Annotated in this window: 8 protein-coding genes; 7 read left to right on the top strand and 1 reads right to left on the bottom strand. The window is 35.6% G+C overall.

The features are described from left to right. The first annotated feature begins 6 nt into the window (after positions 1-6). The 7 genes from ACFIMQ_RS02620 (at position 7) to ACFIMQ_RS02590 (ending at position 10,888) form a co-directional block, all read left to right on the top strand. Positions 7-1,986: a heme lyase CcmF/NrfE family subunit gene (locus ACFIMQ_RS02620; protein ID WP_375703326.1), complete on the top strand. Its 1,980-nt coding sequence runs from the start codon at positions 7-9 to the stop codon at positions 1,984-1,986. A 1-nt stretch (position 1,987) separates the two neighbouring features. Then, on the top strand, positions 1,988-2,440 hold the full coding sequence (locus ACFIMQ_RS02615; protein ID WP_375703325.1) for a cytochrome c-type biogenesis protein CcmH: 453 nt from the start codon (positions 1,988-1,990) through the stop codon (positions 2,438-2,440). A gap of 186 nt (positions 2,441-2,626) precedes the next feature. Beyond that, positions 2,627-4,138 (top strand): Do family serine endopeptidase, encoded by a 1,512-nt coding sequence (locus ACFIMQ_RS02610; protein WP_375616052.1) that lies wholly within the window; start codon positions 2,627-2,629, stop codon positions 4,136-4,138. A gap of 71 nt (positions 4,139-4,209) precedes the next feature. After that, on the top strand, positions 4,210-4,896 hold the full coding sequence (locus tag ACFIMQ_RS02605; protein ID WP_375607776.1) for a winged helix-turn-helix domain-containing protein: 687 nt from the start codon (positions 4,210-4,212) through the stop codon (positions 4,894-4,896). Further along, on the top strand, positions 4,893-6,275 hold the full coding sequence (locus tag ACFIMQ_RS02600; protein ID WP_375616053.1) for a sensor histidine kinase: 1,383 nt from the start codon (positions 4,893-4,895) through the stop codon (positions 6,273-6,275). The genes ACFIMQ_RS02605 and ACFIMQ_RS02600 overlap by 4 nt, the downstream gene beginning before the upstream one ends. A 77-nt stretch (positions 6,276-6,352) precedes the next feature. Next, entirely contained in the window at positions 6,353-9,298 is a 2,946-nt protein-coding gene (locus tag ACFIMQ_RS02595; protein ID WP_375703324.1) for a bifunctional [glutamine synthetase] adenylyltransferase/[glutamine synthetase]-adenylyl-L-tyrosine phosphorylase, read from the top strand. A 765-nt stretch (positions 9,299-10,063) separates the two neighbouring features. Continuing rightward, entirely contained in the window at positions 10,064-10,888 is an 825-nt protein-coding gene (locus ACFIMQ_RS02590) for an outer membrane protein (RefSeq protein ID WP_375616055.1), read from the top strand. A gap of 1,405 nt (positions 10,889-12,293) precedes the next feature. Here ACFIMQ_RS02590 and ACFIMQ_RS02585 read toward each other — a convergent pair. After that, complete coding sequence (locus tag ACFIMQ_RS02585) at positions 12,294-13,184, bottom strand: metallophosphoesterase family protein (RefSeq protein WP_375703323.1); 891 nt, start codon at positions 13,182-13,184, stop codon at positions 12,294-12,296. Positions 13,185-13,592 lie beyond the last annotated feature (408 nt).

The raw sequence follows: 13,592 nt of genomic DNA, 5'->3' as shown, positions 1-13,592 counted from the left end.
TCGATTGTGCTTGTTGAATTGGGTCATATTTTTTTAGTTGCAGCATTTGCAGTAAGCTTATTAGAGATTTTATTACCTGCTTTAGGTTTTTGGTGGAGAGAGCGTTTGTTAATGCAAACAGCTGTTCCTCTAACATACATCACTTTTACATTATTGCTCTTATCTTTTTTAGTGATGATTTACGCTCATGTCGTATCTGATTTTTCTGTTTTGAATGTTGTTGAGAATTCTCATTCAGAAAAACCGATGCTCTATAAAATTACTGGTGTTTGGGGCAACCACGAAGGCTCTATGTTGTTATGGGTTTTAAGTCTCGCTTTTTTTAGTGCATTGATGGCGTTATTTAGCCAACATTTACCAGAAGATTTTAAAACACTCATTTTAATTTGCCAAAGTTGGATTACAAGTGCTTTTCTTTTATTTATTCTGTTTTTATCCAACCCATTTTTACGTGTGAATCCACCAGCGTTGCAGGGAAATGGTCTCAATCCTCTTTTACAAGATGTTGCGTTAGCAATTCATCCACCGCTGCTTTATTTAGGGTATGTTGGTTTTTCACTTTGTTTTTCTTTTGCAGTTTCTGCATTGATTATGGGGCATATTGATAGAATCTGGGCGCGTTGGATTCGTCCTTGGCTTTTACTTTCTTGGTGTTTTTTGACATTGGGTATTATGGTTGGCTCTTATTGGGCTTATTATGAGCTAGGATGGGGAGGCTATTGGTTTTGGGATCCTGTTGAAAATGTTTCGTTGATGCCTTGGCTTTCAGGAACAGCTCTTTTACATTCTATTCTCGTTCTCGAAAAACGAGAAATATTAAAAAGTTGGACTTTGTTTTTGGCACTACTGACTTTTTCTCTTTCATTGATGGGGACTTTTCTTGTTCGTTCGGGACTTTTAGTTTCTGTTCATAGTTTTGCTATTGATCCAGCACGGGGGCAGGCAATTCTTGCCCTTTTATTTTTCTTTACGGGAGCAGCTTTTCTTCTTTTTGCTTTGCGCATTCCTATTTTTAAAACAGAAAGATTTTTTCAACCAATTTCACGTGAAGGATTTATTGTTTTAAATAACTTGTTATTCATAACAATAACAGCAACCGTATTGATTGGTACGCTCTATCCTTATTTTATTGAGATGTTAACAGGGCAAAAAATTTCTGTAGGAGCTGCTTTTTTTAATCTTACCTGTGGACCGCTCATGCTTTTGCTGTTGTTGTTTGTTCCATTTGGGTCAATGATGGCATGGAAACGCGGTGATTTTCTCGCAGTTTTTGAACGGTTGTGGTTTGTTTTTGTATTGGTTGGTATCATCTGTTTTATAACATTTTACGCGACATCGTTGCATGATATTTTTGCAGTTTTAGGCATTGGGCTTTCAGCATTTGTTTTTTTAGGCAGTTTAGCGGATCTGTGGGGAAAGAGTGGATATGGCAAGACAGATTTTTTAATACGCATTAAGAGATTTTTGCGATTGCCATGGTCTGTTTTTGGTGCCGCAATAGCACATATGGGATTAGGCGTTACATTATTTGGCATTGTTTGTGTGGCCAATTTTGGGCAAGAACGTATTTTAACCATGAATATAGGAGATAGGGTGACAATAGCGGATAAAACTCTTTATTTTGATGCAATGCATGATGGTGTTGGTTCAAATTATTCGGCAATGGAGTTTTATTTTAAAGTATATGAAAATAAAAATATTGTTGGTCATGTAACAGCCTCAAAGCGATTTTATTCAAGTCAAAATACATCAACAACGGAAGTTGGTCTTCAAAATCATGGCTTATCGCAGCTCTATATTGTGCCGGGACAGATCGATAATCGGGGTCTTGTTGTGCACATATGGTGGAAGCCTTATGTAATATGTATTTGGTTAGGGGCTTTCATAATGGCTATGGGAGGCTGTCTTTCTCTTCTGGGGTATTGGTTTCGCATTGGCGTGTACCACAGGGTACTGCGCGCTTTAAATTTTGAGAGAAGACATTGAGATGAAAAAATTTCGTTGGATTTTATTTTTTTTTATAGCAGCGTATCCTTTTCGATTAGCTACAGCAGTAGAGCCGGATGAGATTTTAAAGGATACAATTCTTGAATCGCGCGCACGAGATATTTCATCGCATTTACGTTGTCCTGTTTGCCAAAATCAATCAATTGATGATTCAGATGCTGCTTTAGCACGTGATTTACGGCTTTTCATTCGGGAAAGATTAAAAATGGGTTATAGTAATCAGCAAGTCATTGACTTTCTTGTTGAACGATATGGTGAATTTATTCTCTTGAAACCACCATTGAATAAAAAAACTTGGTTTTTATGGTTTTCGCCTTTGATAATTATCATCATTGGTGCCAGTGTCATATTTTTCCAATTAAGACGGTATAATAGTGAAAAAATAATGGATTATGTGAATGAAAAAGAACAATCAAAAATGCCATTGCATTAAAAATGATGCACATATAAAGAAAAAATTCAGATTATCTGCAATGAACATTCAACCTTATCGTATTATATTGGGGAATACTGAAACCTTACAAAATTTTAATAATTTAGACACAAAACGGTAAGGTCAGGTATTTTATAAGTTATCAAAATTGGGATAAAGGAATGATTGAATAGGAGCATAGAATAAATGTTAAAAAAAACATTCTTTAAAACATTTGTTGCAGTAAGTTTTTCCGCAGTATTGGAGAGTGCACTGTTTTTTAGTGGATGTACATCAAGCTTGTGGACGACAAAAGCTCATGCAAGTTCTGTATTGACTTCGTTAATACCACAACAGGGATTTGCAGATATCGTTGCTCAAGTGAAGCCAGCAGTTGTTGCAGTACAAGTAAAGAGCAATAAAAAGAAAAAAGATTGGTTCTTTAGTAACTTTTTTAGTGGGCCGGGTATTGATCAATTACCAGATCAACACCCTTTGAAGAGGCTTTTTAAAGAGTTTTATGATCTTGATAAACCTAAAAATAATTTTCCCAATCATTCGCAGCGACTCCGTCCTGTCGCTTTTGGATCGGGTTTTTTTATTTCGTCTGATGGTTACATTGTGACCAATGATCATGTAATTTCTGAGGGGACAAGTTATTCTGTTGTTCTTGATGATGGGACAAAATTGAATGCAAAGCTCATTGGGAAAGACCCCAAAACCGACCTTGCCGTACTAAAAGTGAATGATAACAGGAAATTTTCCTATGTTGATTTTGGAGATGATTCAAAGCTTCGTGTTGGAGATTGGGTTGTTGCCATTGGAAATCCATTTGACCTTGGTGGGACTGTAACAGCAGGGATTGTTTCAGCGCGCGGACGTGATATTGGCACGGGTGTCTATGATGATTTTATTCAGATTGATGCCGCTGTTAATAGAGGAAACTCTGGTGGACCAACTTTTGATCTTAATGGAAAAGTTGTTGGGGTTAATACAGCAATTTTTTCTCCTTCTGGAGGAAACGTTGGGATAGCTTTTGCTATTCCGGCAACGACTGTCAAACAGGTTGTACAGCAACTTATCGAAAAAGGTTCAGTTCAGCGTGGTTGGTTAGGCGTTCAGATTCAGCCGGTAACAAAGGAGATTTCTGATTCAATAGGTCTAAAAGAAGCAAAGGGCGCTTTGGTTACTGATCCGTTAAAGGGACCAGCAGAAAAGGCTGGTATTAAGGCTGGTGATGTCATTATTTCAGTGAATAATGAAAAGGTTGCCGATGCGCGTGAGTTAGCGAGACGTATTGCAAATATTAAACCAGGAGAAACGGTTGATATAGGGATTTGGAGATCAGGTAAAGAGAAGAATATCAAAGTCAAACTTGCTTCAATGTCTGAAGATGAAAGTAAAGAAGAGGGTTCAAAATATTCAAGTGGACGCGGTGATTTAGATGACACATTGGAAGATTATGGTTTGATTGTTATTCCTTCTGATGATGGTGTAGGGTTGGTTGTAACCGATGTAGATTCCGATTCAGATGCAGCAGATAAAGGGATACGCCCTGGTGATATCATTGTGACAGTGAATAATAAACCGGTTAAACGAGTCTCTGATATTATTAGCACAATCGAAAATGCTCAGCAGTTAGGACGAAAAGCTATACTCTTACAAGTGCGAACAAATGATCAAAATCGTTTTGTTGCTCTTCCAATTTTCAAAAAATAAAGCTTTGGTTTTAGGACAAATGTTTATTAAAATTTGTCCTAAAACACACTAAAATAATGGAGATGCGTTTTATGAAGATACTCGTTATTGAAGATGATCATGAGACGGGGCGTTATCTCGAAAAAGCTTTTTTGGAAGTAGGGCATTCTGTTGATGTTGCTTATGATGGAGATACGGGATATACTCTAGCGACCACGGAAAATTATGACGTTATGGTTATTGATCGAATGCTTTTGCATCGCGATGGTCTTTCTATTATTGCTGAATTGCGTGCTAAAGGCAATGAAACACCGGTTCTTATCCTGTCGGCATTAGGGCAAGTTAATGATCGTGTCACGGGGTTGCGTGCAGGGGGAGATGACTATTTGACAAAGCCTTATGCTTTTTCTGAACTTCTTGCGCGTGTTGAAGTGTTACAACGGCGGAAGAATCCTAAAGAAGCAGAAACTGTTTATTGCGTAAGTAATCTCGAGCTTGATCGGTTGGCACATACAGTAAAACGGGGAGATAGAAACATTCTATTGCAACCGCGAGAGTTTCGTTTACTTGAATATTTAATGCGATATGCGGGGCAAGTTGTTACACGCACTATGCTTTTGGAAAATGTTTGGGATTACCATTTTGATCCACAAACAAATGTTATTGATGTTCATATATCCCGTTTGAGAGCCAAAATTGAAAAAGATTTTGATGTTCCACTTCTCCATACTGTACGTGGAGCTGGATATATGCTGAAAGCGCCAGATAATAAAGCATGAATCGTTTGATTAATATAATGCGCACGACAGCGTTAAGGCTTTCAGCACTTTATATTTTATTGTTTGGATTGGTGGCAACAGGGCTTTCTATTTATATGACAGCATTTTCTGTTTCATTGTTAACAAAGCAAACTGAAAAGGCTTTACATGAAGAATTAAAGTATATTGAAAATGCTTATAATTATGGGGGGTTATCTTTATTAATGCGCACTATTAATTATCGTTCAAGACAACCAGGTGCATTTCTTTATCTTGTCACGGATCCTATGGGGCGTATTTTAGCAGGAAATGTTGCACGTATTGAATTAGGCCTTTTGAATCAGAGCGGTTTTATTTCTACCTCTTTTTTGTATTCCCGTTTTGGAGAACCTGGCAAAACAAGTGAACATCGCGCTTTGGCAGTTGTTGTTGATTTGCCTAATGCTATGAAGATTCTTATCGGACGCGATTTGGATGAGCCAGAACGTTTTGCGGCGGTTATTCATAAAGCTGTAATCATTGCACTTGCTGCAATGGTTGGGGGGGCTTTACTCATATGGTTTTTTGTTGGCAGGAGGGCTTTACAAAGGATTGATCACGTAACGGCTGCATCACAGCGTTTGATGGATGGTGATTTCAGTGGGCGTTTACCTGTTTCTGGGGTAGGGGATGAGTTTGATCGACTGTCAACTAATCTTAATGTTATGTTAGATCGCATTGAAGAGTTAAATATTGGTTTGCGTCAAGTATCAGATAATATTGCTCATGATCTAAAAACACCGTTAACACGCCTTAGAAATCGCGCTGAAGAAGCGCTTTCGGGAAATAAAACAAAGCTTGAATATCGTCAGGTACTTGATAGTGTTATTGCTGAATCAGATCAACTTATTCGTACATTTAATGCAATTTTAATGATTTCACGCATTGAAGCGAGCAGTGCAATTGAGCATCTTGAGATGATGAATATGAAATTGATCCTTGAAGATGCTATTGAACTTTACGAACCTTTTGCTGAAGAGTCAGGTGTTTTACTTCAGTTGGGGGATATATTTGATAAAGAGCTTAAGTTGAATCGTGAGCTTGTTGCGCAATCAATTTTTAATCTTATAGATAATGCCATTAAATATGCGCCTAAAGGTGGAAGGAAAGCAAAAGTTTGCTTATCAATGGAATATCGTGATGAACATTTATTAGTTGTTGTGAGCGACAATGGACCAGGAATAGCAGAGGATAAACGTGAAAAAGTAACAGAACGATTTGTTCGTCTTGAAGAAAGTCGTACACAAGCTGGTTTTGGGATTGGTTTAAGTATAGCAAAAGCAGTTATGAAGCTTCATGGCGGTGAATTGTTACTTGAAAATGCAAATCCAGGGCTTAGGGCTGTTTTGTTATTTCCTTAAAGATATTTTTCTTCATTTTTCTCTTTTTATACGTAACAACTATTTTAAAAGTATAATGCAATAGAAAGGAAAGCAAAATGCTTTTCAAGGGAGCGCAGACGAAACAAGCTTTTTTAAAAACACAGCTTCTCCCTTTATGTCCTCTCGATAAAAGTGGTTCCCAATGGTTAAAAGACATGGAAGAACAAGCAAGGAAAGAAGGTTTAGAACCGCTTGTTTCCATCATTTCAGAGCATGGAACACAGATTGATTTTATCAGTGCGGTTATGACCTTATCTCCTTTTTTGCGTGAGGTTTTAATTGCCAATCCATCATATCTTAGTGCTTTATTAAACGTTGATATAGAAACAAGACTGAGCGAAATTATAGATGATATTACAGTTATTGATCAGGATGAAACTATAAATGAAACTTCATTAATGGCTGCTTTAAGGCGCAAAAAACGAGAAGCGCATATTCTCATTGCTTTAGCTGATTTGGGTGGTATTTTTACTTACGAAGTTTCATGTGCTTGGTTGACACGTTTGGGTGAAGCAGCATTAGGTGTAGCATTGCGTTTTCTCTTAAGAGAAGCACATGATCATGGTAAGATTAATTTGCTAAGCCGCGAAAATCCAGAAAAAGACTGTGGTTTAATTATTTTAGGGATGGGAAAATTAGGAGCAGGGGAACTTAATTATTCTTCTGATATTGATCTTATTGTTTTTATTGATGAAACATCATCTCATATTGGTAATCTTTCTGAAAGTGTCGACATATTTTCTAAAATGGTACGTCGATTAATCCGTATCATTCAAGAACGTACTGCGGAAGGGTATGTTTTTCGTCTTGATTTTCGGCTTCGTCCAGATCCAGGATCAACACCTTTAGCCTTACCAGTAAGGACTGCATTGCGTTATTACGAAGGGCGTGGACAAAATTGGGAACGCGCAGCTATGATTAAAGCACGTCCAGTCGCTGGCGATAAGAGGGCGGGGTTTAACTTTCTCAAAGAGCTTTTTCCCTATGTGTGGCGGAAATATTTAGATTATGCTGCTATTGCTGATATTCATTCGATCAAACGTCAAATTCATGCGCATAAAAGTTATGGTCAAATTGCAGCTTATGGCCATAATATAAAGTTAGGTCGTGGGGGTATTCGTGAGATTGAGTTTTTTGTTCAGACACAACAACTCATTGCTGGTGGGCGTTTTCCTCAATTGCGTGGACGTCAGACGGTTGCGATGTTAACAGAACTTCATGCGCTTGGTTGGATTAGTGAGAAAACGAGAGATAGTCTTATAAAAAGTTATGCTTTTCTGCGAAATGTGGAACATCGTATTCAGATGCTTGCAGATGAACAAACGCATCTTCTCCCAAATGATATTACTCAATTCATGAGTGTTGCCTATTTAATGGGCTATCACGATAGGAGCAGTTTTATTGACGATTTATTAAAAACACTTCATGTTGTTGAAAAGCATTATGCAGCACTGTTTGAGAATGAGCAAGAACTTGGTTTAGAAATTGGTAATTTAGTTTTTACAGGTGAAGAAGATGATCCAGAGACATTAATAACGTTAAGCCGTTTAGGCTTTGAAAGAGCAAGTGATATTTGTCGTATTATGCGCACCCTTCACTGTGGTCGTTATAAAGCAACGCAATCAGCCGAAGCACGCGAGAGATTAACGGAATTAACACCTGCTCTTTTGAAAGCTTTTGGCGCGACAAAGCGAGCTGATGAGGCGATGTTGCGTTTTGATAGTTTTTTACAGGGTTTACCCTCAGGAATTCAACTTTTTAGTCTTTTGCAATCTAATCCCTCTCTTTTGGATATGCTTGTCCTTATTATGGGTGCAGCTCCACGTCTTGCAGAAATTATTACACGCAGATCTCATGTTTTTGATGGAATGTTAGACCCAAATATTCTTTCAGAATTACCCACAAAAACGTATTTAGAAAAACGGCTTGAATATTTTCTTGAAAATGTTCTTTCTTATGAGAAAATTCTCGACCATTTAAGGATTTTTGCAGATGAACAACGTTTTTTGATTGGTATTCGAATTTTGAATGGTACAATTACAGGAGAAAGAGCGGGTTTTGCTTTTACTGCTCTTGCTGATCTTATGATTACAAAAACATTTGCTGCCGTTCAAGAGGAGTTTTCTTGTCTTCATGGTCGTATTAAAGGGGGGCGTGTTGGCATATTGGGTATGGGGAAGCTTGGAAGTCGCGAATTAACAGCGGGCTCTGATGTTGACCTTATTTTGCTTTATGAACACGATGAGGATGCAGAAATATCTGATGGAGAAAAGCCTCTTTATATTTCTCAATATTATACCCGTTTAGCACAGCGCCTTATTTCTGCTTTATCTACTCTTACAAGCCAAGGTGTTCTTTATGCCGTTGATTTAAGGTTACGGCCTTTAGGCAATAAAGGACCTGTTGCTGTTTCTTTTCCATTTTTTAAAAAATATTATCGCCAAGAAGCATGGATATGGGAACATCTTGCTTTAACAAGAGCTCGAGGCATTGCAGGAGATCCTGATTTTTTACAAAGGCTAGAAAATGAAGTGTGCGCAATTATTGCTATTCCTCGTAATAAGGAGGAAGTTGCAAAAGAAGTATGCGAAATGCGTTCTTTAATTGCAAAAGAAAAGCCGCCCAAAAATCAGTGGGATTTTAAAACGATGTCTGGTGGCATTATGGATTTGGAGTTTATCGCTCAATTTGCTCTTATTACACATGTCATTGAGTTTCACATTGGAGAGACGACAGCAGATATTTTAGATAATTTACCAAATAGTTTTCTTAATCAGTCATGTGTTGCTGATTTACATTATGCCTATGGTCTCTATACAAACTTGAGTCAAATTATACGGCTTTGCTTAAATGATTCTTTTGATCCCAATGATATGCCAGCTGGATTAAGTGATCTTTTGTTAAAGAGTGTTGGGGAACCTGATTTGCTTCGTGTTGAAAAATTAATTGCAGAAACTGGGCAATTAGTCTGTTCAGTTTTTACGAAAGTCATGAAACATTAAATGTATTTTATAATGCTTTTATGAAATTATTGAATGCGATTATTAGATAAAATCATAAAAAGATATTATAGAAGCTTAAAAATTATTAATTCCATTTTTATATTAATTTTGAGATTTTATGTCATTATAGGTTTGAGAGATCTAGAGAGTAAAAACCATTCTCTACTTATTTCCTCAAGTGTCATGAAAGAGTTTCTCTATCAAAAAAAATCATTCTAGGTGTTATTCTTTATACAAAAAGAAATAAGGACTAAATTTTAGCGAATGATGTTTCTCATGTATATGATAAAAGAATATGAAGAAGTTATAAAACAGTAGTATTATATTAGATATATTTATCAAGTTAGAGATATTAAACACAATAATATATTCGATAATGTTTTTATCATATTAGATTTATATAATATATTATAGAGGTAGTGGATATATTATTTATTATTATACAAATATATTGAAGTAAATATGATAAAAAGTTTTATTGATTATATATCTCATTTTTTTAAAATTGATATTGGAGTTGTTTATATTATTATGGATAATAATGAAAAATATCCATCTATGAAAGCTATTATAGAGTAATAATTTAAGAAAATTATAAATAATTTTTTTAAAGTATTTATAATAATTATTTATTAAAAAATAATTTTATTTTTAAATAGGAGTTTAAATTTTTTAACTGTGTCATTTTTGCTATAGATTTTTTGCAAAAAATGTGAAACGATTTACTATTATTTATGTATCACATTAGCTTTTAGGGGAGCAATTATGATTACAAAGTATTTAATCTCAACATCTATATTTTCTTTAATTTCAATTTCTATCGTACAGGCGGCAGATAGCGTTATTCCTGAACAGCCTGTTCCTGTTATTGTAGCGCCTTCTTTTTCTTGGACAGGATTTTATCTTGGAGGGCAGATTGGAAACTTTTCAGGCAAAACGACTGCAAGTTATTTAAAAAAAGAGACAGGGATATGGAATCCAGTTGGAAAAGAGAATTTGCCTAAACTTTCTGGTTTTATCGGGGGCGTTTATGCAGGTTCCAATATTGATATCGATAATGGTTTTATTATAGGTATTGATACGGATGTTATGTGGTCTAATAAAAAAAGTACGAAGGATATCCCTCTACCAAAAAATCAACCTGAAGAAACATCAAAATCTTTAGAAAGAATAGGTCACACAAGAGATTCTCATGAGGAGGAATCTCCAGCGTTGCCTATTGAGGCTATACAGCATACTTTAAAACAAAAATGGTCTGGTGCTACGCGAGTGAAAGTTGGTTTTGCACTTGAACGTATGATGCCTTATGTTTCTGGAGGGATTGCTTATACGCAACTTCAGAATATTTTTGCGACAGTAGCTGATAGCAAAAATGAGGAAGTTGATTTTTCTGATTGGTTCCATGATGAAAAAAAGACTATGATTGGCTATACCCTTGGAGGTGGTGTTGATTTTGCAATGACTGATAACATCATTGTGCGTGCAGAATATCGTTACTCAGATTTTGGCAAAAAGAAGTTTGTACATGATAGATTTGAAATGGGCTACAAGACGAATGATTTCCGCGTAGGTGTAGCTTATAAATTTTAATTTTTTGCAGAATTAAACACTTAAAAAGTCTCATTTTCGAATGAGGCTTTTATTTTTCAGATATGTTCTAGTAAATATCCTTTACTCAAAAGAGCTACTATTTTATTCGAACAATACTTTGATTTGTAAATATAAACTACTTTTTGTCATGTTGAGTGAGAGACCCAAGTGTCATAAGATTTTCTCATTTTAAACCTATACCATATTGAACCAACCAAAACCATGTCTTTTGCACGTCAAAAAGAGGGGGAGTCGTGAGATAAAAACATTAAAGAAAGAATAAAAATGCTTCTTATGAACCATCTTAAGTGCTAAAGGCTGTCGCTACATTAGGGGGGGAAAAGTATGAGATTTGATACTAGCTTGCTTTTCCATAAACGTGAAGATGGTGTTGCTAAATGGACTTAACATTACATCATTCATAGGTGCCGTCGGGAAATGGGTTTGGGTGCTTTAAAAGATGCTTTTTTAAACCAACATGTGAATTGGCAAGCTAATGGCATTTTATTTTATTTTATTTGAAAGATCTCTCATACAATCAACTTTTCTGTTTTGCGGTATCGTAAAATATTTTATTTAATAACAAAAAGCTCGCAAAAAAATTCTAAAGAACGTAAAATTACATCCGCAATGTAACTCAATAATAAAATAATTATAAAGAGTATTATAAAGTGATTTATAGGAAAAAATAGATAGAAAATTAGGAATTTATTGAAACATAAAAAATATTATTACCTATGTCTGTTATCGAAATATAATCTATTATTTTTCCTAATTTTTTAATGTACGATAATAAATTTCGAGTGAAATAGTAATGGATCATTTCAAATCTATTTACGATAAATCAATCAACATCATTTGTTTATGAATCACAAGTAGGTTAGGTTATTTAAATTATATACTTTAGTTATTATTTGGCTTTTTATGGTATTGGTATTCAGGCATAGAAGCTGAATGCGTTTCTTTATTATTCTATTATGCTTTATGCTATAAAATATCATCACCTAAGGTGGTGGTATGAGGGTTTTATGTCTTAGATGCTTTTGGGGGATTGTGTGATGAAATTCAAAGTAGGGTTTGTTTGTAGAATTTTGTGAGGTAAATTACATGTGCGATGAGCAGGTGGAATTCGTTCGACAAGAATCCGGATTATTTATAGATCAGTTGTAGTAGAAATTTTCCTTCTTTAAGAAAGGAAGGCAACCGGTACGTTTGTAAAATAAATTACATAAGTAATTAGCATGTGGAGCTCTCTGAGAGAAATTGATCTATCGATAAAAAAGGTAAAACTTTGTTTTGTTAAGAGAAGGAGGGAAATAAAATTATGTTTTGCAAGGGAATATAAAGTAAAAATATTTTCGTTTTTGGTTGTTGGGGCAACTTTGGAAGCGTTTTTACAAAGCGTTTAAAGAGTAATTGTTTCGGTACATGCGATCTCGTTTTGAGGGTTAATAATGCTATAACGTTGCAACTGGCAATGCCATTGGTTTTGTAAGCGTTCAATGGAAAATAAGTTAAAGCCTGCGGGTGGTTTTTTATCACCAAAAGCTTGTGATGCGGAAGGGACACCAACAACAGGAGTTTTTTTAATTGGTCCTTCGATGTAATTCAATGTGGGTAAATGAGTATGTCCGTGAAGAATAAGTTCACAACCGTGATCTTTGATAACGTCTAGAAAACGTTTTATATCCCGTAGTTTTTTATGCCAAGATGTTGCTTTGGGAAAGGGGGGATGGTGAATCATGACGACACGAAAAAAGTTGTGTTGTGCTGCTTCCTTTAAAAAGAGCGGTAAAATTTGTGCTTGCATTTTACCAAAATAACCAGAAGCTTGAAAAAGTGGTGTCGCGATGGCTGAAGAAGTTGCTATGATGGCGACATCTTTGCGAATGCGCATATAAGGAAAAGGAAAGGCGCTTTTTTGAGGGATATCACCTGTGATCCAAGGTTTAAAGAGGGTACATGCTTTTGATAAAGCTCCGCGGACATAGGCATCATGATTTCCAAATGTCAAAGAAATATCTTGGGGTTGTCCTAAGTTAAGGAGCCAACGATACGCTTGTTCAAATTCCTTATCGAGAGCAAGATTGACAAGATCACCAGAGATCACAAGGTGATCAGGCTTTGTTTTTTTCAAGGCATCCATTAAAGTTTCTAAGACATTTGTTGCCATTTGCCCCTTACGTTTTTTTTGCCAATTCAGATAACCGGTAAGACGTTTCCCAGAAAGTTCAAAAAGGGAAGGTTGCGGGAGAGGGGAAAGATGTACATCCGATATATGGGCAAGATAAAACATAAAAGCTCGTAAAGTATTAAAAACGATTTAAAGAATAAACATAAGATAAGTTAGTGCTTAAAGGCAAGAAAGATTGTAAAATGAAAATTAGCTTGCAAAAAAGAATGTCTCAAGCGGAATGTTCCAAATAGAATATCCCTAATAAAATATCATTGTGTTGTAGATTCACATATTTGTAAAAAAAAACATCATACTATTTTCCCCCAATTTTATGAAAATCCTTGCTTTGCTTTAAGAGGATTCATAAGAGGTATTTCACTCTTTTCTTCAATGGTTTCTATCCATACAGCATCTCTTTAATAATACGCAAGAGAATGATTTTTATTGATGTAATGGATATTTGAAATAAGAAAAATCCCCCTGTATTTGGCGTTATTACTCAATATAAAATACAAATTATAATTATCA

The organism is Bartonella sp. AD13SXNS, from assembly GCF_042196465.1.
In the GTDB taxonomy this organism is placed as follows: domain Bacteria; phylum Pseudomonadota; class Alphaproteobacteria; order Rhizobiales; family Rhizobiaceae; genus Bartonella.
This window is presented reverse-complemented; position numbering and strand designations above follow the sequence as displayed.